The organism is Peptoclostridium acidaminophilum DSM 3953 (assembly GCF_000597865.1).
Taxonomy (GTDB): Bacteria; Bacillota; Clostridia; order Peptostreptococcales; family Peptostreptococcaceae; genus Peptoclostridium_A; species Peptoclostridium_A acidaminophilum.
The window spans coordinates 1,011,050-1,036,030 of record NZ_CP007452.1 but is presented as its reverse complement, the minus strand read 5'-3'; the positions used below and the strand labels follow the sequence as shown (position 1 = coordinate 1,036,030).

Sequence of the window (24,981 nt, the reverse complement as noted above, 5' to 3'; positions counted from 1 at the left end):
TATATATTTATATAATATACCTCTCCAGAGCTTTTGACAATAGTTTTTGCAAGGTTTTCAAGGGTTATTAATTTAACATTTCACCTGGTTTTTTTGTACTTTTACGGGCTTTGATGAGATAAAAAAATGCCCAGCATCTGATTTTGCTGGGCATTTTTGCACTCGCGTATATCAATTTTTTCACATTCAGCTTACTTTATCATGCTTATGGCCTTCATGACAGTTGGTATGACCTGTTTTTTCCTTGAGACTACACCTTCTCTGAAGCCGCCCTGTTCGAAATCTCCCAGAACCGGTTTCATTATCGGGTGCTCTTCCTTGAATATAAGGTACGAGCCGTTCCTGAGTATGTCTGTTATGACCAGGAGCGTGATGTCGTAGCCGCTCTCGCTCTGCACCTTATTGACGAAGTCTATGAACTCTTCCTTTCTTTTGAAAACCTCGTCTGTGTCGAGCGTGAACACCTGCGATATTCCGACCTTGAAGCCGTCCAGTGTGAACTCCTTGAAGTCGTTGTAGAATATCTCGTGCGTGGTCTGTCCGGCAAGCGACGTGCCCTCCCTGAACATGTCCATGGCGTAGGAGTGCGCGTCAATGCCCAGCATTTCGCTCAGCTTCTCTACCGCCTTCCTGTCGCTTTCTGTAGTCGTCGGCGACTGCAGCAGCAGAGTGTCTGAGAGTATCCCCGATATGAGGAGTCCGCCAGTCTGATTGTCAAGTTCGACGCCGGCTTCGCCGTACATATTATAGACTATTGTGCAGGTGCTGCCCACCGGGATGTTCCTGAATGATATTGGCATTGTGGTTGATATGTCGCCTATCTTGTGGTGATCGACAATCTCGAGTATTTCGGCCTCCTCGAGCCCCTTGGCGCTCTGGGCATACTCATTGTGGTCTACGAGTATTACCTTCTTGCGGCCAGGGCTGAGTATATGCCTTCTGTTGACAAAGCCCTTGTATATGTTGCCGGCCCATACAACCGGATAGTTGGAATGCCTGTTTGTCCTTAGTTCATCGGCCAGCTCCTCCATGTATTCGGACTCCCTGAACTTTATTATGTCGTCCGACTTCATTATGGAGGATACGAAGTTGCACTGGCTTATTATCTTTGCCGTAGCAAAAGTGTCCTCGGGAGAGCTTATCATTGCTATGCCGGCAGCAGCGGCCGCATCCACATATTCTTTCGGCGCCTTGTTGCCCCCCGTTATTATAATCAGCCTGACCTTTTTTTCTATGGCCAGGTCGATTATGTCGTAGCGGTCTCCCACTATTACTATGCTGTTTTCGTTCAGCAATCCCACCTTCTTGAGAGTCTCATGGTAGAACGCTCCGATTAGGACTTCTCCCATCACCCTTGACTGCTTGTCGCCTGTAAGCAGCTCCGCATGCAGGTCTTCAAGCAGGTTTGAGATGCTCGTATCAAGGGTGTAGTGCTCTCCTTTGACAAGCGACATGGCTATGTCCTTCATTGTGAGTATGCCCAGCAGTCTCCTTCCGCCGTCAAGCACTGGGAGTATCTTTATGCTTCTGGCCTCCATTGTCTTGTATGCCTGCCTTATGGAGCTGTGGGGAAGCACGCCCTGGGTCCTTTCTATTTCAAGGTCCTCTATTTGTATCTTCACGTTTTTTATCTTCTCGGGCATTTGGGTTCCCCAGAATTTGAGTACGTATTCCGTCTCCCTTGACACCTCGTCGAGTATGCATGCCCTTGTGTCCATTCCGAGAGTGTTTTTTAGTCTCGAGAGTGCTATTGCTGATGCCACAGAGTCTGTGTCCGGATTTTTATGTCCGAATATAAGTATGCTCATAATTTCATTCCCTACCTTGTCATTATTGAAATATGCACTCTTAATTATATTTACATTTCCTGCAGAAGTCTATTGTCTTTTTCAACTTCGAGTTTTTTGCGCTCTATATAGTCGGTTGCCCTGGACTTCATGAAGTTTATGAGCTTTATTATGGTGATGTCGCTTGCGGACCCCAGCCTGATGTCGTCTATTGTGGCTATCGGCAGCACGCTTATTGAAGTGCCTGTTATGAAGGCTCCGTCGAAATCCTTTATCTCGGCTGCGGCTATTTCCTTTTCAATTACTTCTATGGAATGTTCCCGGCATATTTCAAGCAGGTTTTTTCTTGTGATTCCCAGAAGCACGTTTTCTGACGGCGGCGTATAGAGCTTTCCGTCCTTTATGAAAAACAGGTTCGACCTGCTGCCCTCTGTTATGTTTCCATGCTCGTCAACAAGCAGCGCCTCGTATGCTCCGACTTTTTCACGCTCTCTGTTTATGGCCTGCCTCTGCTCCCTGACCATTGTCTTTGCATGGGGATTTTCCCTCATCGTATTGTATAGTATGGTATGAACTCCGTTCTGGTACATCTCCACAGGCGGATAGAAGCTGTTTATGAAGTATGCCGCAAAATCACACCCGCCTGCCACGAAGTTTGTAGCTACGAGCTTTATGTTCATGTTGTTTTCGCTGTTTCTTTCTATCAGCTGCTCTATGACATCCTCAACAAGCTCTATATCAAGGCTGAAGGTGTGTCCCAGGAGCTTTGCCGAATTTCTCATCCTCTCGACATGGTCCTCAATATATACTGCGACGCCGTCCCTTATTCTCACTACCTCGTAAACCGTGTCGCCCCACATGTACTCGAGCGGATTGATTTCCTTTGTTGACATGAACTTTCCATTCAGGTAGATGTAGTTTCTAATGGCTTCGTTTTTCATTTTTTTCTCCTCCTGGATATATCATTTTTTTATGTAGATTGACTTTTGTTTGTTCATTTGTGTATTAATAATATTATAATTGCTTTATAGGATATATACCAACTTAAGGGCCCCAACATAACAACTTTATTTTTAAAGGAGGCTTTCATGGAGAAAAAATATATACTCTCGCTCGACCAGGGCACCACCAGCTCGAGGGCCATACTCTTCGACAAGTCGGCAAGTGTCGTTGGCATAGCTCAAAAGGAGTTTCCCCAGATATACCCAAAACCCGGCTGGGTTGAGCATGATCCTATGCAAATATGGGGCTCACAAAGCGGTGTCGCCAGTGAGGTCATTGAAAGCTGCGGGATAAGCGCGGCTGAAATCGCTTCGATTGGAATCACTAACCAGCGTGAGACTACTGTTGTGTGGGAGAAGGCCACCGGCAAGCCTATATACAACGCCATTGTCTGGCAGTGCAGAAGGAGCGCTGCCATATGCGAGGAGCTAAGGCTGAGCGGGCTCGAGGACTATGTGCGTGAGAGCACGGGACTTGTACTGGATGCCTATTTTTCGGGCACAAAGCTCTCATGGATACTAAGTCATGTGGATGGCGCAAGGGAGAGGGCGCAGCGGGGCGAGCTGCTCTTTGGCACAATAGACACCTGGCTGCTCTGGAACCTTACTCGCGGCAAGGTGCATGCCACCGATTACTCAAATGCTTCGAGGACTATGCTTTTCAACATAAACAAGCTCGAGTGGGACGATGTGCTGCTAAAGGAACTTGGCATTCCAAGGTGCATGCTGCCGCAGGTTCTCCCCTCCAGCCATGTATACGGCCATGCCGACAGCGGACCTTTCCACGGGCAGTCTATTCCAATCAGCGGCATTGCAGGAGACCAGCAGTCGGCCCTTTTCGGCCAGATGTGCACAAAGCCCGGGATGGCTAAAAACACCTACGGCACGGGCTGCTTCATGCTCATGAATACTGGCGAGAGGCCAATTGTCTCAAAAAGCGGCCTGCTTACTACGATAGCCTGGGGGCTGGGCGGCAGGATCGAATATGCGCTCGAAGGCAGCATTTTCATGGGCGGCGCGTCGATTCAGTGGCTTAGGGACGAGCTGGGCCTTATAAGCGATGCGGGAGACAGCGAGTATTTCGCAGGCAAGGTGGAGGACACGGGCGGCGTCTATCTTGTGCCGGCCTTCACGGGGCTTGGCGCTCCCTACTGGGACATGTACGCGCGGGGCACGATAACGGGCCTAACGCGCGGCAGCAACAGGAACCACATAATAAGAGCTGCTCTCGAATCGATAGCATACCAGACTAGGGATGTTCTGGACGCCATGCAGCGGGACTCGGGCATAAGCCTTAGGGAGCTGCGCGTCGACGGCGGCGCTGTCTCCAACAACCTGCTTATGCAGTTCCAGTCGGACATGCTCGGAGTTTGCGTTAGAAGGCCCAGGGTTTCCGAGACTACCGCCCTTGGGGCCGCATATCTTTCAGGGCTCGCCAGCGGCTTCTGGGATGGCATCTCAGACATCGAGAGCAGCTGGAGCCTTGACCGCGAGTTCTCGCCACATATGGACCCGCAAAGGCGCGAAGCGCTCTATTCAGGCTGGAGGAAAGCTGTCGTGAGAGCCATGAAATGGGAAGACGAAAAATAGTATGAAAGGGTGCATTGAAATGAGTAAAAAATCCATAAAAAAAGTTATTCTCTTGGTTGCATCGCTTCTGATGATGCTTTCCGCGCCTTTCATGCTGCTGCGTTGCTTGGATATTATTAACTTTGCCTCAGCTGATTACAAATATGCCGGTTTGGGTTGCTTTTGGGCGGCTATGACATATGCCTTTTCTATGGTGACTGCCATTGCCGGACTCGTTTTTGCAAAGCAGTCTTATCGACATCATTGGTGTCGTGTGCTGGCATATATGCAATTAGCAGCAGGAATTATACTTGTTTTTCCTCTTAATGTATACGCAATTCCAACCCTGTCTCCGCTTTTCGTATTGACGATACTATATTTATTTGGCACTGGTTGGCACGATAAACATTCTTGCGATTAGATTCTATATATAAAAAAGGCGCAGCTCACGCTGCGCCTTGCTTGCTATTTTATGTCGCCATGGTCCTCATGATCTGTCGTTTCAACCACCCTGTTGTGTTTGTCGACGAATACGACCTTTGGCTTAAATGTCTTTACTTCTTCGCTGTCGAGCCAGCAGTAGGCTATTATTATGACGCTGTCGCCCGGGTGCACGTGCCTTGCGGCCGCGCCGTTGAGGCATACTACTCCGCTGCCCCTCTCGCCTTCTATTACGTATGTCTCGAGTCTTGCACCGTTGTTGTTGTTAACTATCTGGACTCTCTCGCCCTCGAGTATTCCCGCCGCATCCATGAGCGTCCTGTCTATAGTTATGCTGCCCACATAGTTGAGGTTGGCCTCGGTCACTGTGGCCCTGTGTATCTTGCCTTTGAACATATTTAGAAACATATATTTTATACCTCCGCGACTATATTGTCTATGAGTCTTGTTTTGCCTATCTTTACGGCTATTGCTATGAGCGCCCTGTTACTTATGAGGCTTAGCGGCTCCATTGTGTCAGGATCGACTATTTCTATATAGTCTATGCTTGCGCTCTCTATGCCGGCAAAGCGCGATTCTATATAGCCTCTTACGGCAGCTGCGCTTTTTTCTCCTGAGGATATCAGGCCGACCGCTCCAAATAGCGACGATGAGAGCGTAAGAGCGTCCTGTCTCTCGCTCGGGCTCAGATATGTGTTCCTCGAGCTCAGGGCCAGTCCGTCGGCTTCCCTTACTATCGGGCACGCTATCACCTGCACATCCTGGTTAGTGTCCCTTACCATCTTTTTTATTACCGCAACCTGCTGTGCATCCTTTTGTCCAAAGTATGCGCGCTCTGGCCTTACTATGTTGAAGAGTTTTGTCACCACCGTTGCAACGCCCCTGAAGTGTATAGGCCTTGACTTGCCGCACAGCCCTGCAGTAACTCCGCCCTCTACCGTCACGTAGGTGGAGTAGCCTTCCGGGTACATCTCGCTCGATTCGGGCGCGAACACTATGTTAACTCCGGCCTCCTCGCATAGCCTCAGGTCCCTTTCGAGATCCCTCGGGTACGAGTCGAGATCCTCGCTTGGCCCGAACTGTGTCGGGTTCACGAATATGCTTACCGCCAGAAAATCATTCTCGGCCCTGGCCTTTTTCATAAGTGATATGTGGCCTTCGTGGAGGTATCCCATTGTCGGCACAAGGCCTACGCTCTTGCCTTCCCTGGCCGCCCCTCTTGCTGCGGCCTTGATCTCGTCAATCTTTCGCACTAGCTGCATCATTATTCCTCCAGTTTCTATTCCTAGTATAGCTTGCTGAGTGTTTCTTCATCTATTTTGAAGGTGTGCTTTTCCTCGGGAAACAACTTCTCCTGCACCTCTTGAATATACATCTTTGCGGCCTCTTCTATCTGCTCGCCCACCTGTGCGTATCTTTTGGCGAATTTGGGCACCATGTCGCTGTACATGCCTGCCATGTCATGCATTACAAGCACCTGTCCGTCGCAGTCGCTGCCGGCTCCTATTCCTATTGTAGGTATGCTGAGCCTTTCGCTTATTAGCCTGGCCAGCTTTGCAGGCACGCATTCAAGGACTATTGCGAAGACTCCTGCCTCCTGAAGCATTAGCGCGTCCTCTATTATGGCCCTGGCCTGCTCTTCGCTCTTGCCCTGCACCTTGAAGCCGCCCATCATGTTGACAGACTGAGGCGTCAAGCCAAGGTGTCCTACTACCGGTATCTTGGCATCCAGTATTGCCTTTACATGCTTTAAAATCTCCCTGCCGCCTTCTAGCTTGACTGCATGCACGCCGCCTTCCTGGACAAGTCTGCCTGCGTTCCTTACGCTCTCCTCTGCGCTCACGTGGTATGAAAGGAATGGCATGTCGCCTATTATAAGCGATCTTTTTGCGCCTCTGGCCACAGCCCTGCAGTGGTGCACCATGTCGTCAAGCGTCACCTGGAGCGTGTTCTCATAGCCGAGCACCACCATTCCAAGAGAGTCTCCAACAAGCAGGCTGTCAACCCCTGCCGTGTCGAGCAGCTTGGCCGTTGTGTAATCGTACGCTGTCAGCATTGAAATCTTTCTGCCTTTTTTTTTCGATTCCATAAAAGAACTTACTGTGAATTTTTCATTAGTCATGTCTGCCGCGCTCCTTTAGAATTTTTCCGATTTCAACCAGCCTTTCTGGACTTTGGATGGTTTTGCCTGCTATCTGAGCAGCCCTCAGGCCAAGCTCGCAGTAAAGCCTTTGCGCACTTTCAAGCCCCGATTCTTCAAACGCCGCCATGTGCCGCCTTATTGTGTCGGCATCGCCCCTGGCGATTGGGCCTGTGAGCGATTTTTCAATGCCAAGGAGTGATATGTTGTCGAGTGTGCCGTCGGTAAGCGGCCTTATCGCCTCGAAGGCGCGGGCTTTGTCGATGCCTATGTGCTCCATTGTCTCGAGCACGCATGAAAAGAGCGAGACCACGTAGTTCGATGCAAAGCATGCCGCAGCGTGATAGAGCGGCTTGCTCTCCTTGCTTATGGTGAAATGGCTGTTCCCGCAGCTTTCGAGCAACTCAGCGATAGCTGAAAGGCCCTCTCCCTCGCCTTCAAGCGTGAAGACTGTCCTACGGAGCTTCTCGGCGGCCTCCTGCGGATCTGCAAACGACTGCAGAGGATGGAGCGAAGCGATTGTGCTTCCCGCCTCCCTGGCGCTTTGGAGCTCGTCTGAGGAGAGCGCACCGCTTAGATGCACCACAGTGTGACTTTCCGTAAAAAGTCCAGCTGCTGCCATCTGCTTGCACACGCTCCTTATGCTGCCGTCCGGCGTGGCTATGAAAATCAGGTCCGAGCCCTCGGCAACCCGCCTCGCATCGCACGCTTTCGAGCCTGTTATTCCGGCGGCCTTCTGTGCCGAGTCTGCGCTTTTGCTGCTGTAGCCTGTGATTTCAAAGCCGCAGCTTTTAAAGTATATCCCCAGCGCTGTAGCTGTCTTTCCTGCGCCGACGAACCCTATTTTGATGCCCACAGCTTCATCTCCCTTGGCTTTTATGCATAAAAAAAGCCCTTTTTATGTTCGACTTGAATCGAAGATAAAAAGAGCTTGTCATTCCAAATAAACACGCCTTAAACAGCCTGCTGCACGACTCATGCCGCAGCGGCTGTAAAACTTGTTCTCTCTTCAGTCTCCGTCCAGAAGGATCAAAGCAGAAATTGAATTTTAGTGTGATTTCAAATCGAGTTCGGCTCCTGCGGATGCCGTCTCAGCAATATTTTAACATACTCTTAAAGATGCTACAAATATTATTTTTTTGCGCATGATATTCGGAATTTTCTGCACAAACCACACTGCCAATTTACTGTCTTGTAGTCCTGGCGAAGATTGCCTACTCTGCTTCGAGCATCTCAAGGTAGGCCTGGCTGCTGCTTTTTGATATGTATATTCCCGTTGCTATCATGTTGGCTATCTCCTCTGCCATCTCGTACACAAGCCCAAGCCGAGTGCACTGCAGCACCATGTTCTCCATGCCAAGCGCCGAGCCCACGTTTACAACGCCGTAAATCGAAATGTTGCCTATGGCTGCTATGTCCTTGCCCACTCCCGCTCCCGGCCTGAGCGAGCCGGTTCTCATTACTATCCTGCCAACTTCCTCCGTTCTTCCAAGGCTTGCGTCTATTGCCACCACGAAACAGTCGGATGCGGTGTAGTGCTGGTGAAACTTGTCCAGGTTCAGTGCGTGGAGAGGTTCCTTCAGTGTTCCAACTATCTCGATTTCCTGGTACCTTCTGAGCCTTGAAGAGAGCATGTGTCCTACGAGGGGTCCCAGGCTGTCTCCTGTGCTCCTGTCGCTGCCTATGCACGCAAAGACTATCCGTTTTTTCCCGTCGATAGCGCCTTTTATGCTCTTTGCAAATCTGAAAACCATCTGGGTCTTTTCTCCGAACACCGTTCTCCCCCCTTTGCGTATAAAAGTCTTAATTATATACCCAAACGGCAGCGAAGTTAAAACTACACGGTTTTCATATTATCGCTTTCATATTATTACTTGAATTGTCTGACCTAATTACTTGCGGCCTCAAGTCCGAGCCTTAAAAGGAGCCTCTTGTCCTCTTGTATGTTGCTGCCTACCGATGTCAGGTAGTCGCCCACTATTGCAGCGCTTGCGCAGGATCTGAAAGCCTCGCCCTGCAGGTCTCCGAGCAGCATTCTTCCTCCTGCAAGCCTTACATGGGCCTGCGGCAGCATGAGCTTCATTACGGCCAGTGTCTTTAGAATCTCGTCTTTTGTCAGCCTCGGCGAATTCTCGAGCGGCGTCCCCTTAACAGGCATGAGTATGTTCACAGGCACTGATTTTATGCCGAGAGCGGCCGCCTCAATTGCCATGTCTATGCGGTCAAGCCTCGTTTCTCCAAGTCCTATTATGCCGCCGCAACACACCTGCAGCCCCGCTTCCTGCGCAGCTCTTATCGTGTCCAGGCGCTCGTCGTACGAATGGGTTGTGCATATGCTCCCATAGTTGCTCCTTGATGTCTCCAGGTTGTGGTGGTAGGTGCTCACGCCGGCTTCCCTAAGCGCCCTTGCCTGCTGAAGGTCTATTATCCCGTGGGACGCGCACAGCATTAGGCCCGTGTCCTTTGAGAGTCTTTTGTATATTGAAGCCAGCGCATTCAGCTCTTCATCACTCTGTATGCCCCTGCCGCTTGTGACAAGCGAGAATTTCCTCACGCCCTTGCTCTCGACTTGCCTTGCATTCTCCAGTATCTCATCATAGCTCAAAAGGCCGTATTCGTCAGAGCCGGTCGCGTAGTGCGCTGACTGTGAGCAGTAAGAGCAGTCCTCCGAGCATCTGCCCGATTTGGCGTTTATTATGCTGCACAGCTCGACGCTATTTTTGAAGCTGCTCTCCTTGACCCTTCTTGCCGCTTCGAGCAGGTCCTGTAACAGCTCAGCTGAGGAGTCTGCAGCTTCGAAAAGCCGCAATGCTTCGTCTCTTGTGATTTTTTCTCCTGAAACCGATTTGCTTTCCATTTCTCTTATGAATTGCATCATGCTGCCTCCTCCTGCGCTCAATCTTTCGCCGGCTTTTCTATTTTGCTCTGGCATAGCCTGCGCGCCTAAGCGCCGGAACCACATATACGGCAGTGGCGGCAATCAATACGCTCTGCAGCAGGTCCGTAGTAATGTAAGGCAAGAATCCTGCAGCTATCGCCGCCTGTATGCTCATGGCCTTGCCCATGTAAAGGTTTACAATCATGTAAAGATAGCTCACACCTACCAGATAAACGAATGCGAGTCCTGCTATTACCGGAGGCAACATGCTCTTGAAACTGATTTGCTTTTGATTTTCAGTAAGCTTTCCAACTATATATGAGCAGCCCATGAAGCCGAGCAGGTATCCGAATGTAGGCTGGAAGATGTATGTAAGTCCTCCGCCGCTAGCGAATATTGGTATGCCCGCAAGACCTATGCCCACATAGAGCAGCTGTGAATAGAGGCCGTGTCTTGAGCCCAGGAACATTCCCGCGTATGCGCAGAATATGAACTGCAGCGTGAATGGGACTATTGGCGTCGGTATCTTTATGAATGCGCCTATTGCTGTAAGGGCTGCGAACATTGAAATAAGTATCATGTCTCTTGTTTGAATTTTCATGTTTCTTGTCTCCTTTCAATTTGTAAACCTATATTTTTATTATAGTTTACATTCAGGCCGGCCTATTGTCAACACAAACTATGATATCAGTTTACAATCCCCGTGCAGTTTTGTGAATAAGCACGTTACAGCCACATGATTTCGATCAAAAAGGCCGGCTGATTGTCTCTTCAGCCGGCCTACTTGGATTAAAACATGAGATGCTTTGCGCTTTTCATATTGATTATTGCAGCATGGCTGCTCTTTGACTATTTGCCCAGGTTGTATATTTCAACGCTGTCTACGCTCATGTTTCTTTTCTTGATTTCAAGCAGCGCCTTTACCGTGTCGAGCGATGTGAGCACCTCCACTGAAGACTCTATAGCCGCCCTTCTTATTCTGAATCCATCTCTTTTGGAGTCGTTGCCCTTTGTAGGTGTGTTTATTACAAAGTCGATCATTCCGCTTCTTATCATGTCGAGTATGTTGGGCACGCCCTCGCTTATCTTCTTGACCTGCATTACATTTATCTCGTTTTCCGAGAGCATCCTGGCAGTGCCTTCTGTGGCCATGAAATTGTAGCCTATTTCCTCGAAGCCCTTGGCTATAGGCACGAACTCCTGCTTGTCGTGAGGCTTTATTGTGGCCAGTATGTTCCTTGTCTTGCTCTCAACGTTCATTCCAGCCGCTATGAAGCCCTTGTACAGCGCTTCCTGCAGTGTCCTGCCGACTCCGAGCACCTCTCCTGTCGATCTCATCTCAGGCCCAAGGCTTACCTCCACCTGCGGCAGCTTCTCTGTTGAGAACACCGGAACCTTTACAGCTATAAGCTCAGGCTCCTTGTATATGCCTGTTCCGTATCCAAGGCCGGATAGCTTTTCGCCCAGCATTATCCTGGTTGCAAGCTCAACTATCGGCACTCCGGTAACCTTGCTTATATAAGGCACTGTACGGCTCGAACGAGGGTTGACCTCTATGATGTATAGCTCCGATTCGAATTCTATGAACTGTATGTTTATCATGCCTATTACCTGGAGTTCTTTGGCTATTTTCCTCGTGTAGTCGAGAACCGCATCCTTTATTCTTGCAGATACGTTCTGGCTTGGATATATTGTTATGCTGTCTCCGGAGTGGACTCCTGCCCTTTCAAGGTGCTCCATTATGCCGGGTATGAGCACTTCCTCGCCGTCGTATATTGCATCAACTTCTATTTCCCTTCCTGTCAGATACCTGTCTATTAGCACGGGATTCTTGCAGTCTGCCTTGAATGCGTTCCTGAGGTAGTGCATAAGCTCCGACTCTTCGTACGTTATCTCCATGCCCTGTCCACCCAGCACGTATGACGGCCTTACAAGCACGGGATATCCTATTTTCATTGCCTCCTGCAGGCCTTCGTCGACGCTCCATACGCCCTTGCCCTTAGGCCTCTTTATTGAAAGCTTTTCAAGGAGCTCGTCGAACTTTTCCCTGTCTTCTGCGGCGTCTATCATCTGCGGCTTAGTTCCGAGTATCGGCACGTTCTTCTCGTCCAGGAACTTTGCAAGCTTTATGGCTGTCTGACCTCCGAACTGGAGTATTACTCCGTCCGGTTTCTCCTTTTCTATTATGCTCAGTACATCCTCTTCTGTAAGCGGCTCGAAATAGAGCTTGTCTGATATGTCAAAGTCCGTGCTGACAGTCTCTGGATTGTTGTTGACTATTATGGTCTCTACTCCCAGCTTTTTGAGGGCCATTACGCAGTGCACGCTGCAGTAGTCGAACTCGATTCCCTGGCCTATCCTTATAGGGCCCGAACCCAGCACCATTACCTTCTTCCTCTCGCTCACCTCGACCTCGTCATACTCGTCGTATGTCGAGTAGTAGTATGGCGAGAGTGCCTCGAATTCGCCTGCGCAGGTGTCTACCATCTTGTAGACAGGCATTATGCTCCACATCTTTCTCATCTCGTAGATGTGGTTGGGAGAGACATTCAGGAACTTGGCTATAGCCTTGTCCGAGAAGCCTTTTTTCTTGAGAGTGAGCAACCATTCCCTGTCGAGCCTTTCGATGCTCGCTCCCTTTAGCAGCTCCTCCTGCTCAACTATCCATTTTATCTTGTTTATGAAAAATTCGTCCATGCCTGTTATCTCGCATACCTTCTCAAGCCTGTAGTCCCTTCTTAGCATTTCGGCTATGTCGAATATCCTCTCGTCGTCCGGGACTACCACTCTGTCCTTGAGCTCGCTCAGGCTCCTGCCCTTTGAAGCTTCGAGCTCAAGTCCGAACTGGCCTATCTCGAGCGACCTTACTCCCTTCAGGAAGGCCGACTCAAAGTTGTTTCCAATTGCCATGACTTCGCCCGTGGCCATCATCTTTGTGCCCAGGAGCTTCTTTGCACCCTTGAACTTGTCAAACGGCCACTTTGGAATCTTGACCACGACGTAGTCGAGCGCAGGCTCGAAGCAGGCGTATGTCTTTTGCGTCACTGCGTTTTTAATCTCGTCGAGTCCGTAGCCGAGCGCTATCTTGGCTGCAACCTTGGCTATAGGGTATCCTGTAGCCTTTGACGCAAGCGCCGAGGAGCGCGAAACCCTCGGATTTATCTCTATGACCGCGTACTCGAAACTGCCAGGATGGAGCGCGAACTGGACGTTGCAGCCGCCCTCGACCTTTATGGCGTTTATTATGTCTATGGCTGCGCTCCTTAGCATCTGGTGCTCCTTGTCGGAGAGCGTCTGTGTCGGCGCCACTACTATGCTGTCTCCCGTATGGACTCCCACAGGATCTATGTTTTCCATGTTGCAGACTGTTATGCAGTTGCCCCTGGCGTCTCTCATCACCTCATACTCTATCTCTTTCCAGCCCTTTATGCACTTTTCAAGCAGGACCTGGCCCACACGACTGAGAGAGAGCCCTTGCGCGAGTATCTCGGCAAGCTCGATTTCATCCTCGGCTATGCCGCCGCCTGTGCCTCCGAGAGTATACGCCGGCCTGACTACGACCGGGTAGCCTATCTTGGCTGCAAAAGCGTGCCCTTCCTCTATGCTTGTGACTATTTCGCTTTCTATTACCGGCTGGCTGATTCTCTCCATGAGCTTCTTGAAGCCTTCCCTGTCCTCGCCTTCCTTTATGGCTTCAACGGATGTTCCAATGACTCTTACGCCGTATTTTTCTAGTATGCCCGCATCGTGCAGCTCCACCGCCATGTTGAGGCCTGTCTGGCCTCCCATTCCCGCAAGCAGGCTGTCCGGCATTTCCCTGGCTATTACCTTTTCTATAAATTCAATATTTATCGGCTCTATATAAACCTTGTCGGCGATTTCCCTGTCTGTCATTATTGTAGCCGGGTTGCTGTTTACAAGTACAACCTCTATGCCTTCCTCTTTAAGCGCCTGGCATGCCTGAGTGCCCGAATAGTCGAATTCGGCCGCCTGGCCTATTACTATAGGTCCTGAACCTATAACCAAAACCTTCTTTATGCTGTTGTCCTTTGGCATCGTCTTCACCCCTTAAATCATTTCTATGAATCTGTCGAATATAACGTCCTGCATGTCTCTTGGCCCCGGGCACGCCTCAGGGTGGTACTGCACGCTGAATACAGGGAGCGTCTTATGCTTCATGCCCTCTACAGTCCCGTCGTTCATGCTTATGTGTGTGACCTCCATGTCCTGCGGAAGAGTGTCCACATAGTAGCCATGGTTTTGCGATGTGATGTATACCCTTCCCGTCTCGAGATCCTTTACAGGGTGGTTACAGCCCCTGTGTCCGAACTTCAGCTTTGCCGTGCTGCCTCCGAAGGCCCACGCCAGCAGCTGGTGGCCAAGGCATATGCCTATGACTGGCTTTCTTTCCGCCACGGCCTTGATCATCGCTACTATCTCCGGAAGGTCCGCCGGGTCTCCTGGGCCATTTGAGAGGAAGAGTGCGTCGGGGTTGACAGCGAGTATTTCCTCTGCGCTCGAGAATGCCGGGAACACAGTCATCTTGCAGCCTCTTTTCTGGAACGATCTAAGTATGTTGGCCTTGATGCCGCAGTCAAGCACTGCTATGTGCTTCTTGTCGCCTTCTATTACATATGGCTGCTCTACCGAAACAGTCCTTACGGCCTCCTTGTTGCAGAAGGCGCCTAGCTTTTCATTTATTTCACTCTGAGTGATGTCCCTCAGGGTTATTATGCCCTTCATTGTGCCGTGGTTTCGCAAAATCTTTGTAAGCGCCCTTGTGTCTATACCCTCAAGGCCCATGATGCCGCTTTGCCTGAGGTAGCCGTCAAGCTTCATTTCGTATCTGAAGTTGTTTGGATTGTCGCACTTTTCCCTTACTATGAACGCCTTTACCTTGGCAGACGACGACTCCATATCCTCAAGGTTGATGCCGTAGTTGCCCACAAGCGGGTATGTCATAGTAACTATCTGTCCGTAGTACGACGGGTCTGTAAGTACCTCCTCGTATCCTGTCATGCCGGTGTTGAACACAACCTCTCCTACGCTCTCGTGTATGTGTCCGAATGCCCTGCCCTCAAAGACAACGCCGTTTTCAAGTATAAGCTTTGCTATCATATTAAGACCTCCCTCTCTACGCAGAAAAAGGACAGCCAAGAGAATTACAGCTTCTCTTTTCTGTCCTTTTTATATCAGTATTAATCACAAAAAAAGGCATGCCCGACACACCAATTTTGAAATTTATTGATTTTTTCACACCAAAAAAACACGCAGTTATGCCTTTCATAACTTGTCATCTCCCTTTCTGGCCTCTCTGGACCAATTTAAAGCTAAACAACAGACTTATGGAATATGTTCTTGTATTTGCATTGTAGACTATTTTAGTTTAAACGCATGGTTTTGTCAACTGCATATGCATGATTTTATAAAAACCCCCGCAAATGCGGCCGCTGTAAATGCAGCTGTACTCGCGGGGATCTGTATTAAGTGCGCTTTTAACTGTATTTTTTATGCTTAACCTTGCATTTGAGCTTGAACAGCTGTTATTGCAACTGTTCCAACTATGTCAGCTGCAGAGCAGCCTCTTGACAGGTCGTTTACAGGCTTTGCGAGTCCCTGAGTTGCAGGGCCGTAAGCCTCCGCCTTGGCAAGTCTTTGCACAAGCTTGTAGCCTATGTTTCCTGAGTTTATGTCAGGGAATATAAGCACGTTTGCTTTTCCCGCCACTTCGCTGTTTGGAGATTTTTGCTTGCCAACCTTTTCAACTATGGCAGCATCAAGCTGAAGCTCTCCGTCGAGCTTAAGGTCCGGAGCGAGCTCTCTGGCTATTTTTGTAGCCTCAACAACCTTGTCAACCTTCTCGTGAGAAGCGCTTCCCATTGTCGAGAACGAAAGCATTGCAACTGCAGGATCTCCTCCCACAAGTGCCTTGTATGAGTTTGCAGAGCTTATAGCTATATGAGCCATTTCTTCTGCTGTAGGGTCTATGTTTAGTGCGCAGTCTGCAAATACGAATGTGCCGTTGTCTCCGAATTCGCAGTTAGGAACCTGCATTACGAAGAATGTAGATACTATCTTTGTTCCCGGAGCAGTCTTTATTATCTGAAGCGCAGGTCTTAATATGTCTGCAGTCGAGTGTATAGCGCCTGCAACCATTCCGTCTGCAAGGCCTTTTTTGACGAGCATGCAGCCGAAGAACACAGGATCAAGCATTGTAGATGCAGCCTTCTCCTCAGTCATTCCCTTGGCTTTTCTCATTTCGTAGAAAGTCTGCACGAAATCTTCAGTATGCTCAGAAGCAGCAGGATCTATGAAAGTAGCCTTTTCGATGTCAAAGCCGTTTGCAAGCTTCATTATCTCATCCTTGTTGCCAACAAGTATGACATTTGCTATCTCTTCCTTGAGTATTGCAGCAGTTGCCTCTAGAGTTCTTATCTCAAGCGCTTCTGGAAGAACTATAGTTTTCTTCTGGCTTCTTGCAGTTTCTTTGATTTTTTCTAAAAAATTCACGAAAAATCCCCCTCTTCAGATGATAAAATTTTTCAAATATTCACTCCTTTTATTATAAGACAATTGAAATGACTATACAATATCAGTTCGTTATTTTTTTGATAATTTTTATCTGTTTTTCTCCGACGGGGTGTACATCTTCTCGTAGTACTCATTTATCATCCTCTTTATGTCGAAAGCGTCCCAGGTGGTGTTAATGCTGCTCCTCATCATTTCTATCCACCTTTGCCTGTCCTCGTAGTAAGTCGGGGCAACATGATTGTCGAAAACCTCAATTAGCTTTTTCCTGTCCCACTCGTCTACTATGCCCGCATCCGTTGATTCAAAGCCGTCTCCGAACTGCCAGCCGTTGACTCCGTCTATGCAGCTTTCAGGCCACCAGCCGTCGAGCACGCTGAGGTTGAGCACGCCGTTCATCGCGGCCTTCATGCCCGAGGTTCCACAGGCCTCATTGGGGCGCCTTGGAGAGTTGAGCCAAACGTCGCAGCCCTGCACGAGCCTTTGGGCTATCTCCATGTCGTAGTTTTTTATGAAAACTACATTTTGAGGATATTTTTTGCTGAGCGCTATCAGGTTTTCCAACACCCTCTTTCCGCTGTCGTCAAGCGGATGAGCCTTGCCCGAAAAAATAATCTGCACGTTCCACTTTTTGACCAGGGCTTCGAAATCCTCGATATTACGCATGAAAAGATCCGGTCTTTTGTAGTCTACAGCCCTTCTGGCAAATCCGATTGTTATGCTTTCCTCAAGCAATTTGTGTCCGGTCCTTTTGTGCACAAAGCTCAGGAGTTTTTTCTTGTTCTCCTGATGGTGCTTCCAGATTGTTTCGCCATCGGCAATATGCCTGTGCAGCCTCATGTCTACCCACGTTGGCCTGTGTATGCCGTTGGTGATAGGAATTATGTAGGGCCTGTCTTCAATATTTTCCCACATCTTGTTGGCGGTGACTGCATGCAGCCTGGAAACAGCGTTAGCGGCCTTGCACAGGCGCAATCCGGCAACCGTCATGTTGAAAGGGCTGCCTCCTATGCGCTCGAGCTGTTGCCCGCTTAGTCCCAGATTCGCACCCATGTACACGAGCGCATTTATGGGATGCTTCTCGTTTCCCTCCTTGACGGGGGTGTGCGTTGTAAATACGATCTGCTCCCTTGTGCGCTCGAGAGCCTCTTCAAAATCCAAACCGCCTGCCATTTTTTCTCTTATAAGTTCAAACCCGGCGAAGGCTGCATGACCTTCATTGAAGTGATATACGTCTGTTTCTATGCCTAGCTTCCGAAGAGCCCTCACACCTCCTACGCCAAGCACTATCTCCTGGGCAAGCCGCTCCTCTTCTACGCCGCCATACAGCTTGGAGGTTACCCAGCGCAGCTTCACATTGGCGTTATCATTCTCTGGAATATCGGTGTCAAGCAGATATACAGGACTGTTGCCGAAGCAGTCGACCTTCCATACCTTGCAGGTAACCTCCTTGTCCTTTATGTCCACCGTCACCTTGACTCCTGTATCCTGGAGAAAATCATATTTATAGTTGCAGTATTTGTCATGCACTCTTCCGGTACTGTCGACAGCCTGGCCTCCATAGCCCTGCTTCCACAGTATGCCTATCCCTATGACGCTGCAGGATGAATCCTTTGCAGCCTTCATGTAGTCGCCCGCAAGTATCCCAAGTCCTCCTGCAAATGTCTTCATTGAGCTTTGAAGCGCGTATTCCATGCAAAAGTAGGCGACGCGGGTCAGTTGCTTGCAAGGTTCATTTTTCATGTCTTGCCTCCCAGTTCATGTGTCTAAGCACATTGTATGTATTTGAAACGGTCTGGATGTTCCGCCTGTTTAGAAATATACCCTTCGAATGGAAAATGAAACCTTCTGCAAAAACAGGCGCGACACAAAATGCAATATGCATTCGTGCCGCGCCTGGCGCTTTCTTGTGTTTGAATATTATGGGCATTTACCCTTGCTGCTTTACCTTCTTCATCTCTTCGATTATCCTCAGAGATATTCTTTCTACTTCATCAAGCGTTGCTTTGTCCTCCCATGCATTCACCCTGTCCGAGTCCGGAATTCTGAGCTTTTCTATGAATCTGGTGTTGATGACCTTGAAGTAAAGGTCCATTATGAGCTCGGCCGAGGTGAACTGGTCTTCGTATCCCTTTGATCCGCCCACAGCTATAAAAGCCCCAAATCTTTTCTTGCTCCTGTCTATGGCAGGCTTTTTAAGGTCGTACTTGCTTGCATAAAGCGACTGGAAGCGGTCTATGAACATCTTGAGCTGTCCTGAAATGGAATTGAAATATATGGGCGAAACAACTATAGTCGCATCCGAAGGGTCGAATTTTTTAACCGTTGATGTGCTCTCGTCATTTTTAAAACACACACCTGTCCTGCTGCATACTCCGCAGCCTATGCAGGGCGTCATGTCGAGCTTCACGACGTCTATTATTTCGTGGTCGACGCCGTTTTTTTCCATGATGCCTGCTATATATCTGGCTATGTTATAGCTGTTTTTTTGAATCCTCGGGCTTCCGTTTACTATAAGAACTTTCATTATAGATCTCCCCTTTCGTTGGACTTCTTGTACAGCAAGAGTATGAAATCGTCATCCAGACTTGCCTTGCCTGCAAAGCCGTATATTTCACTTTCAAAATTCTTGAAAATCTGCCCGGCATCAAGCTTGTAAGTGCTTTTCAAAAAATTCTTCAGCCGGTCTACGCCGTAGTATTCGCCCTGATGATTTTGGGCCTCGATTATTCCGTCTGTATAGTATGCTACAAGCTCGTATCCGCCAAGCTCGTATTCGCACTCCTCATAATCCGTATCCATTAGTACGCCTATTGGTATTCCTTTTTCTATACCCATTTCTTCCGCTATGAAATCTCCGTTTTCAAGCCTTATTCCTATGGGGTGCAAATGGCCTGCGTTTGAGGAGACTATGCGGTTTCTTTTGACGTCGAATATGGCAGCCCTTGCCGTTGCAAAGACGTTGGTCTTGTCAAAATCTTCATACAGCATGCTGTTTATCTTCGAGAGCATGGCTCCGGTGCTTTTTTCCTGCTGCACAAGTATCCTCAGAGCGCCCTTTATCATGGCGCTGAAGTAGTTCGAGAGCAAGCCGTGGCCCATGACGTCTGCGAGGAATATTCCCACCTTGTCGTCTTCCATCTCGAATATCTTGCAAAAATCGCCGCCCACCTGCTGCGAAGTCCTGTGAAGGAAGGATATCTCGCCACGGCCTGACATGTCGAGCCTATTGTTATTCATTATGAGCTTTTGCTGCTCCGATACTATCTCTAGCTCTTTTTCGAGTATCTTGTGCTTGATTACCTCTTTTGAGGTGAGGCTTATTTCCAGCCCTATTAGTATTTGCGACGCAAATATTCCAAGTATGCTCTTTTCCTCGTCCAGGTACTCTTCCGCATTTGCCGCTACGATATGGCCCACTATACTCTCGCCTTTTTTGAGCTTGTATACGGCAAGTGTTTTTATGCCTGGGTCAATTTGACTCCACAAGGCCTCGGGCGAATTGTAAAGCCTGCCCTCGTCTATGTCGTCATAGCTGCTGCTGCACGAAATGTTATCGAGCACCTTAAGGAGCTCGAGCTCTTCGCCGTATCTGCTCATGGTTCTTATCTCGGCCATGGCATCATCAATTATGATCAGGCTGCTTTTGCTCCTTGTTATGTCGCAAAGCAGCCTGCCTGCGAGACTCAAAAAATCGTCTATGCCCTCGTATTCATACAGCTGCCTGAGGCTTTTGCTCATGCTGTTGACGGCTTCCTTGAGACGTTTTATTATGCTTTCAACCCTCATGTTTCTTCTTCCGTTTTCAATGAAAAGCTCCATGAGGCTCGTTGTCGAGAGCACAAATTCAAAATCTTCGGGACTGCCGGGAGCTTCGCTCGTAAAGCACGCTACAAAGCCTGCCGCCTTGCCGCTGAGCCTTATTGGTAATAAATCTATATTTGCAGCCTCGCTTATGCCTGTAAGCCTTCTTATCCCCTCATTGAAAAACTCACCTTTTTTAATCCGCATGCTCCTGGCGCGCGGATTCGTAATGGCAGCTCTTTCATTTGCGGGAATCTTGTCTATACTGAGTCTGGATTCAAATTTTTCTCCTGTCTCAGCGTTCATTGATATAAGCTGCATAAAGCCATCGTCAGCTTCACCAAAAAAACCTAATATAACGGCTTCATAGCTTGTAGCCGTTATGAGCGCCTCTATCACTATATGCTTTATCTCGTCAAAATTTTTAGCAACTGATATTGCTTTGAAAATTTCTATGACATTCAGCTTGTTAAAGCTCATGCAGTATCTCACTAGAATCCCCTCCAGAAGGAACTCAAAATTAGCGAACAATTCACCTTTATTATATCATTATGTTGCTGCATCTGGTTAATTAAGTTAGAAAAACCTTAATGTGAGAATTCGTTTGCTCCTGCTATGCTTTTTTGATCCTGTGTGCTGCGATTGCGGCCAAAACGCAGGCTGCGAGAGTAGAAAAAAATATTACTGCCGCCGCATCGGAGAAAAAGCCTACAGGCATGATATTTATTATTATGCTGTCTGCCGGGTCAAGCAGCCAGTAGTCGTTGGCAAAGAACACCTTGTGAAATAGCGTGAAAAAATATTCATAATTCGTTGCAGCAGCGGCCGCAAAAGCGGTAAATGCTGCCATTAAGAATACAAGACAGATGGCAAAAGCTTTTAAAACAGCCCTAATGTCACGCCTAAATGCAAGCGCTATTACGACAAATGCTGCAATCATCCAATTTCTAAGGCCCCCAAACAACAAAAAAAGGCCCTTCACATCTGCCATGTGAGCCGTCTCCCTCTGCGTAAATGCATTAGCGCCTTCTGCTTCATAATAGAGGCGATCGCTTTTGCCGCTTAGGTATTCAATCACCGAGTCCGTAACAGCATCAACCTTTTCTCTGCCGAATTCAGAGTAGGTTCCGTTTTTTTCGTATTCATATATGTAAAATGACTCGCTAACTGCCAGTACTGAAAATGAGGTTATGAGCACGGACAAGAAAAAAATTGCCGCCATGACTATCCCTGCTAATGATTTCAATTGGGTTTCCTCCAGATTTAATGTCACAATGCAAAAAACCGCTGCATTAATACAGCGGCAAACTATTGCTACAATTATTTCTCCTTGTCGACCACGCCTATGTAAGGCAGATTCCTGTACAGCTCAGCGTAATCTATTCCATAGCCTACTATGAACTTGTCTTCTATTGTAAAGCCGATGTAGTCCACATCGAGATGACATTTTCTTCTCTGCGGCTTGTCTAGAAGAGTGCATATCTTGAGTGTCTTTGGCTTTCTTGACATGAGATTTTCAGTCAGGTACTTGAGAGTAAGTCCCGTGTCTATTATGTCCTCTACTATTATTACGTTCTTGTTTTCTATTTCCATGTCAAGGTCCTTGAGTATCTTGACTACTCCCGAGCTCTTTGTGGAATTTCCGTAGCTGGAAACAGACATGAAGTCAAGAGAGACATCCAGGTTTATCTTTCTCATCAGGTCAGATACGAATATGCAGGCTCCCTTTAGTACCCCTATAAGCAGAATATGCTCGCCTTCAAAGTCTCTTTCTATCATCCCTGCCAGCTCTGCAACCTTTTCATCAAGCTGCTGCGTAGTAATCATCGTTTCACTTACAGTGTGCATATAAAATCACCTCAATATAATATTTACATAGGGATTATACCACACATGCAATTGTGTGTGAACTCACTGTTTGTATGCATCACTGCTTGTACTTGTCATCCTCGTCGCTGACCTTGTAGCTTTCCACTTCTATTACGCCGCTTGTTTTTTTCACTTTGTAGTCGCCGTATCCCTGCAGATACCTTTCGAGCTCCCCGTTGAGCACGGAGGCTATGAACGTAAGTATGACGGCGTCGTCTACTATTCCAAGTCCGAGCACCACCTCGGGAAGCAGGTCTATTGGCGATATGAAATAAGCAAAGGCAAAGCTCAAAAGGCCAATTATCTTGGCTTTTTTCAATCTTGGAACACGCTTATCCTGCATGAGCCTGTAGAGCACGTCTAGGCGTTTGAGAAACGAAATGGCGCTCCTTAGTTTTTCCATCATTATCACCCTTGGCTTTTAATTTGTACGGTTTGTAGTATAATGTTATATATATTATATCAAATTTTCAGATTATTCTCGGAGGTTTTTTGCGTGGTTAAAAAAATCAGGAAGGCTTTCAGTGATTACAACCCATATATACAAGGCCACAGGGAAATGTTCAAATGCTCGGTGCTGGTTCCGCTTGTTGAAAAAGACGGGGATACGCATGTGCTTTTTGAAGTGAGGTCGAAGCACCTGTCTGTTCAACCCTATGAGATATCATTCCCCGGCGGCGGGTATGAGGATGTGGACGAAAGCTTTGAGGACACTGCCATAAGGGAGACCTGTGAGGAGCTTGGTCTGCAGGAAGCTGATGTGGAGATATTCTCTCCCATGGATGTGTTCATAACGCCTTTTGACATGATAATACATCCCTTTGTAGGCACGGTTGACTATGAAAATATAAATATAAACAAGGACGAGGTCGACCATGTATTTCTTGTCCCTCTCGACTATCTGCTCGATACTGAGCCGCAGATGTATAACGCCGATCTCGACGTGAGTGTGCCTGATGACTTTCCGTATCACCTGATTCCTCAAGGCAAGGATTACAAGTTCAGAAAGGCCAGGTATGTGCTTTACTTCTACAGGTACGGAGAATATATAATATGGGGTATAACCGCGAAAATACTAAAGGATTTCCTAGACCAGCTTAAGGGGTGATTACAGGCATGAGACTTTTCATAGGATATTTTCTGCCAAAGCGCATATCGGAGTATGTGCATTCCATTGAAAACGAGCTTTTCGGCATGAATATAAGGGGCAGTTTCACCAAGCAGGAAAATCTCCATCTCACATTCAAATTCCTTGGCGAGACTGACGAGGCGACAGCTGAAGATGCCAAAAGAATACTAAGCCGCTATTCGAATCTGGACCTGAGGCTCAGCCTGGAAAAGCTTTCATGGTTTGAAAAGAGGGGCAGCTCGGTGCTGTATGTGGACTTAGTCGGCGATGTCCCTCAGCTCGAGGGCCTTGTGGACGACCTCAATGAGGACCTGAGCTCTGCAGGCTTTGAAAAGGACTCACGAAGGTTCAAGGCTCATGTTACTATAGCCAGAAAAGTCAAGCTCGATAGAATCAGCAGGGAGAAAATCAACAGCATACATATAGAGCCTCTCGAATTCAAGATCGAAGCCTTCAATCTGATCAACAGCACGCTTACACGAACAGGCCCGATATACGAAATTATAGGATAGTACATAAATATGCTCCGTTACATAAAATACAAGGCTGGAGAACTATACTCCAGCCTTGTTATTTCCAATATTATTATGTCCGGCTCTATGCTATATGCCCTTTAACTCTCTTCTCAGAAAATCCAGCGCCAGAATTGCAGCCTGGTTCCTTATCCTCTCCCTGCTTCCGGTTAGAGTCAGCTTTTTGACCTTTTCTGCGCCGTCCATATAAAGACCTATATATACAAGTCCTACTGGCTTATCCTCGCTTCCCCCGTCCGGTCCTGCAACCCCTGTTGTGGATATGCCTACTCTGCAGCCGTTTTTTACAGCCACTCCCCGCGCCATTTCAATAGCCGTCTCCTCGCTGACAGCTCCAAACTCCTCCAGAGTCGAAGCCTTGACGCCCAGAGAGTTCATTTTGGCTGCATTTGAATAGGCCACGCTGCCCTCCATGAAGACCTGCGATATTCCGGGACAGTTTATAAGCCTGGCGCTCAGAATGCCTCCCGTACAGGATTCCGCCATCGCTATGCTCATATTCCTGCTTATAAGCTCATTGCCCACTACAAGTTCAAGGCTCGTTTCTCCTTCTCCGTATATATACTCCCCAAGCCTGCCGTAGATATCCCCCTTGAGAGGCTCTAGCATTGCCTGCGCCTCCTCGTGGCTTCCGGCCTTTGCAGTCAGCCTGAATATGACCTCGCCTTCCTTGGCATAAGGGGCCACTGTAGGATTGGAGCCTGAAAACAAATCCCTTATCTTCTCTGCGGCGCTGCTCTCGCCTATGCCGCACAGCCTCAGCGTCTCCGATACTATTGTTTGGTCGCTGAACTGCTCCAGATACGGCTCAACCGTCTTGTCGAACATGGGCTCCATTTCCTTTGGCGGTCCGGGCAGTATTATAATTCTCTTGCCGCCCTGTTCTATTATGCAGCCCGGGGCCGTGCCGTTGTCATTTGGAATTATTACAGAACCTACCGGGAAATATGCCTGCTTTTTGTTGCCGTGGCTTAATGCGACGCCTCTCGCCTCAAAAAACTTCTTTATCTTGTTCCAGGAATAATCGTCAAGCTCCATATCCAGCTTGAAAAATTCCGCCGCCGCTTCCTTTGTAAGGTCGTCGTCGGTTGGTCCTAGCCCTCCTGTTGTTATTACTATGTCCGACCTTTCAAAAGCCGCCTCAAGTGCGCTGTTTATCCTGTCCATGTTGTCGCCGACCACCGTCTGGTAATAGCTGGCCATTCCCAGCTGGGCAGCCTTTTTTGAAATGTACTGAGCATTAGTGTTCAGAATGTCTCCAAGCAGCAGCTCAGTCCCTACGCTTAATATCTCTACAACCAT

Annotated in this window: 23 protein-coding genes; 4 read left to right on the top strand and 19 right to left on the bottom strand. The window is 48.3% G+C overall.

From position 1 onward, the window contains the following. Window positions 1-191 precede the first annotated feature (191 nt). Both EAL2_RS05085 and EAL2_RS05080 read right to left on the bottom strand, forming a co-directional pair. Window positions 192-1,808 (bottom strand): putative manganese-dependent inorganic diphosphatase, encoded by a 1,617-nt coding sequence (locus tag EAL2_RS05085; RefSeq protein ID WP_025435329.1) that lies wholly within the window; start codon window positions 1,806-1,808, stop codon window positions 192-194. Between the two features lie 50 nt (window positions 1,809-1,858). Beyond that, window positions 1,859-2,728 (bottom strand): aminotransferase class IV, encoded by an 870-nt coding sequence (locus EAL2_RS05080; protein ID WP_025435328.1) that lies wholly within the window; start codon window positions 2,726-2,728, stop codon window positions 1,859-1,861. A gap of 147 nt (window positions 2,729-2,875) precedes the next feature. On the opposite strand from EAL2_RS05080, the gene glpK reads away from it, so the two are divergent. Next, complete coding sequence (gene glpK / locus EAL2_RS05075) at window positions 2,876-4,378, top strand: glycerol kinase GlpK (RefSeq protein ID WP_025435327.1); 1,503 nt, start codon at window positions 2,876-2,878, stop codon at window positions 4,376-4,378. 19 nt (window positions 4,379-4,397) lie between these two features. Further along, window positions 4,398-4,778 carry a hypothetical protein gene (locus EAL2_RS05070; RefSeq protein ID WP_025435326.1) on the top strand — a complete coding sequence of 127 codons (381 nt, stop codon included), beginning with the start codon at window positions 4,398-4,400 and terminating at the stop codon, window positions 4,776-4,778. A 44-nt stretch (window positions 4,779-4,822) separates the two neighbouring features. Here EAL2_RS05070 and panD read toward each other — a convergent pair whose 3' ends face one another. The 16 genes from panD to EAL2_RS04985 form a co-directional block, all read right to left on the bottom strand. After that, on the bottom strand, window positions 4,823-5,206 hold the full coding sequence (panD, locus tag EAL2_RS05065; RefSeq protein ID WP_025435325.1) for an aspartate 1-decarboxylase: 384 nt from the start codon (window positions 5,204-5,206) through the stop codon (window positions 4,823-4,825). A 5-nt stretch (window positions 5,207-5,211) separates the two neighbouring features. Then, window positions 5,212-6,063, bottom strand: a complete 852-nt coding sequence (gene panC / locus EAL2_RS05060) for a pantoate--beta-alanine ligase (RefSeq protein ID WP_330375812.1) — start codon at window positions 6,061-6,063, stop codon at window positions 5,212-5,214. Window positions 6,064-6,083: 20 nt separating this feature from the next. Then, window positions 6,084-6,920, bottom strand: a complete 837-nt coding sequence (gene panB / locus EAL2_RS05055; RefSeq protein WP_025435323.1) for a 3-methyl-2-oxobutanoate hydroxymethyltransferase — start codon at window positions 6,918-6,920, stop codon at window positions 6,084-6,086. After that, the gene (locus tag EAL2_RS05050; protein ID WP_025435322.1) at window positions 6,913-7,794 is read right to left on the bottom strand and encodes a Rossmann-like and DUF2520 domain-containing protein; all 882 of its coding nucleotides are present in this window, start codon (window positions 7,792-7,794) and stop codon (window positions 6,913-6,915) included. Before EAL2_RS05050 ends, panB begins: the two co-directional genes overlap by 8 nt. Window positions 7,795-8,152: 358 nt before the next feature. Next, window positions 8,153-8,713, bottom strand: a complete 561-nt coding sequence (yyaC, locus tag EAL2_RS05045; RefSeq protein ID WP_025435321.1) for a spore protease YyaC — start codon at window positions 8,711-8,713, stop codon at window positions 8,153-8,155. Between the two features lie 113 nt (window positions 8,714-8,826). After that, on the bottom strand, window positions 8,827-9,816 hold the full coding sequence (gene bioB / locus EAL2_RS05040) for a biotin synthase BioB (RefSeq protein ID WP_051489084.1): 990 nt from the start codon (window positions 9,814-9,816) through the stop codon (window positions 8,827-8,829). Between the two features lie 37 nt (window positions 9,817-9,853). Beyond that, window positions 9,854-10,417 carry a biotin transporter BioY gene (locus EAL2_RS05035; protein ID WP_025435319.1) on the bottom strand — a complete coding sequence of 188 codons (564 nt, stop codon included), beginning with the start codon at window positions 10,415-10,417 and terminating at the stop codon, window positions 9,854-9,856. Between the two features lie 248 nt (window positions 10,418-10,665). Next, a complete protein-coding gene (gene carB, locus EAL2_RS05030; protein ID WP_025435318.1) occupies window positions 10,666-13,872 on the bottom strand; it encodes a carbamoyl-phosphate synthase large subunit in 3,207 nt (1,068 codons plus the stop codon). Between the two features lie 12 nt (window positions 13,873-13,884). Beyond that, window positions 13,885-14,934: a glutamine-hydrolyzing carbamoyl-phosphate synthase small subunit gene (carA, locus tag EAL2_RS05025; RefSeq protein WP_025435317.1), complete on the bottom strand. Its 1,050-nt coding sequence runs from the start codon at window positions 14,932-14,934 to the stop codon at window positions 13,885-13,887. 396 nt (window positions 14,935-15,330) lie between these two features. Then, window positions 15,331-16,326 carry a phosphate acetyltransferase gene (gene pta, locus EAL2_RS05020; RefSeq protein WP_025435316.1) on the bottom strand — a complete coding sequence of 332 codons (996 nt, stop codon included), beginning with the start codon at window positions 16,324-16,326 and terminating at the stop codon, window positions 15,331-15,333. A 108-nt stretch (window positions 16,327-16,434) separates the two neighbouring features. Next, entirely contained in the window at window positions 16,435-18,087 is a 1,653-nt protein-coding gene (gene glgP / locus EAL2_RS05015) for an alpha-glucan family phosphorylase (protein WP_025435315.1), read from the bottom strand. Window positions 18,088-18,274: 187 nt separating this feature from the next. Continuing rightward, on the bottom strand, window positions 18,275-18,871 hold the full coding sequence (locus EAL2_RS05005) for a flavodoxin family protein (RefSeq protein ID WP_025435313.1): 597 nt from the start codon (window positions 18,869-18,871) through the stop codon (window positions 18,275-18,277). Further along, complete coding sequence (locus tag EAL2_RS05000; protein ID WP_025435312.1) at window positions 18,871-20,640, bottom strand: PP2C family protein-serine/threonine phosphatase; 1,770 nt, start codon at window positions 20,638-20,640, stop codon at window positions 18,871-18,873. Before EAL2_RS05000 ends, EAL2_RS05005 begins: the two co-directional genes overlap by 1 nt. Window positions 20,641-20,761: 121 nt before the next feature. Next, entirely contained in the window at window positions 20,762-21,394 is a 633-nt protein-coding gene (locus tag EAL2_RS04995; RefSeq protein ID WP_025435311.1) for a TIGR01906 family membrane protein, read from the bottom strand. Window positions 21,395-21,468: 74 nt separating this feature from the next. Beyond that, the gene (hpt, locus tag EAL2_RS04990; RefSeq protein WP_025435310.1) at window positions 21,469-21,996 is read right to left on the bottom strand and encodes a hypoxanthine phosphoribosyltransferase; all 528 of its coding nucleotides are present in this window, start codon (window positions 21,994-21,996) and stop codon (window positions 21,469-21,471) included. 79 nt (window positions 21,997-22,075) lie between these two features. Next, window positions 22,076-22,420 (bottom strand): YkvA family protein, encoded by a 345-nt coding sequence (locus tag EAL2_RS04985; protein WP_025435309.1) that lies wholly within the window; start codon window positions 22,418-22,420, stop codon window positions 22,076-22,078. Between the two features lie 93 nt (window positions 22,421-22,513). Here EAL2_RS04985 and EAL2_RS04980 point away from each other — a divergent pair, with 93 nt between their 5' ends. After that, window positions 22,514-23,125, top strand: a complete 612-nt coding sequence (locus EAL2_RS04980; RefSeq protein ID WP_025435308.1) for an NUDIX hydrolase — start codon at window positions 22,514-22,516, stop codon at window positions 23,123-23,125. An 8-nt stretch (window positions 23,126-23,133) separates the two neighbouring features. Next, entirely contained in the window at window positions 23,134-23,658 is a 525-nt protein-coding gene (gene thpR, locus EAL2_RS04975) for an RNA 2',3'-cyclic phosphodiesterase (RefSeq protein WP_025435307.1), read from the top strand. Between the two features lie 90 nt (window positions 23,659-23,748). On the opposite strand, the gene EAL2_RS04970 is transcribed toward thpR, so the two are convergent. Then, window positions 23,749-24,981, bottom strand: a complete 1,233-nt coding sequence (locus EAL2_RS04970) for a competence/damage-inducible protein A (RefSeq protein WP_025435306.1) — start codon at window positions 24,979-24,981, stop codon at window positions 23,749-23,751.

Bases quoted from the DNA above. Each gene is read 5' to 3' on its own strand.
- EAL2_RS05085 (WP_025435329.1), bottom strand. From the start codon at position 1,808: ATGAGCATACTTATATTCGGACATAAAAATCCGGACACAGACTCTGTG.
- EAL2_RS05080 (WP_025435328.1), bottom strand. From the start codon at position 2,728: ATGAAAAACGAAGCCATTAGAAACTACATCTACCTGAATGGAAAGTTC.
- glpK (WP_025435327.1), top strand. From the start codon at position 2,876: ATGGAGAAAAAATATATACTCTCGCTCGACCAGGGCACCACCAGCTCG.
- EAL2_RS05070 (WP_025435326.1), top strand. From the start codon at position 4,398: ATGAGTAAAAAATCCATAAAAAAAGTTATTCTCTTGGTTGCATCGCTT.
- panD (WP_025435325.1), bottom strand. From the start codon at position 5,206: ATGTTTCTAAATATGTTCAAAGGCAAGATACACAGGGCCACAGTGACC.
- panC (WP_330375812.1), bottom strand. From the start codon at position 6,063: ATGATGCAGCTAGTGCGAAAGATTGACGAGATCAAGGCCGCAGCAAGA.
- panB (WP_025435323.1), bottom strand. From the start codon at position 6,920: ATGACTAATGAAAAATTCACAGTAAGTTCTTTTATGGAATCGAAAAAA.
- bioB (WP_051489084.1), bottom strand. From the start codon at position 9,816: ATGATGCAATTCATAAGAGAAATGGAAAGCAAATCGGTTTCAGGAGAA.
- EAL2_RS05035 (WP_025435319.1), bottom strand. From the start codon at position 10,417: ATGAAAATTCAAACAAGAGACATGATACTTATTTCAATGTTCGCAGCC.
- carB (WP_025435318.1), bottom strand. From the start codon at position 13,872: ATGCCAAAGGACAACAGCATAAAGAAGGTTTTGGTTATAGGTTCAGGA.
- carA (WP_025435317.1), bottom strand. From the start codon at position 14,934: ATGATAGCAAAGCTTATACTTGAAAACGGCGTTGTCTTTGAGGGCAGG.
- glgP (WP_025435315.1), bottom strand. From the start codon at position 18,087: ATGAAAAATGAACCTTGCAAGCAACTGACCCGCGTCGCCTACTTTTGC.
- EAL2_RS05005 (WP_025435313.1), bottom strand. From the start codon at position 18,871: ATGAAAGTTCTTATAGTAAACGGAAGCCCGAGGATTCAAAAAAACAGC.
- hpt (WP_025435310.1), bottom strand. From the start codon at position 21,996: ATGCACACTGTAAGTGAAACGATGATTACTACGCAGCAGCTTGATGAA.
- EAL2_RS04985 (WP_025435309.1), bottom strand. From the start codon at position 22,420: ATGGAAAAACTAAGGAGCGCCATTTCGTTTCTCAAACGCCTAGACGTG.
- thpR (WP_025435307.1), top strand. From the start codon at position 23,134: ATGAGACTTTTCATAGGATATTTTCTGCCAAAGCGCATATCGGAGTAT.
- EAL2_RS04970 (WP_025435306.1), bottom strand. From the start codon at position 24,981: ATGGTTGTAGAGATATTAAGCGTAGGGACTGAGCTGCTGCTTGGAGAC.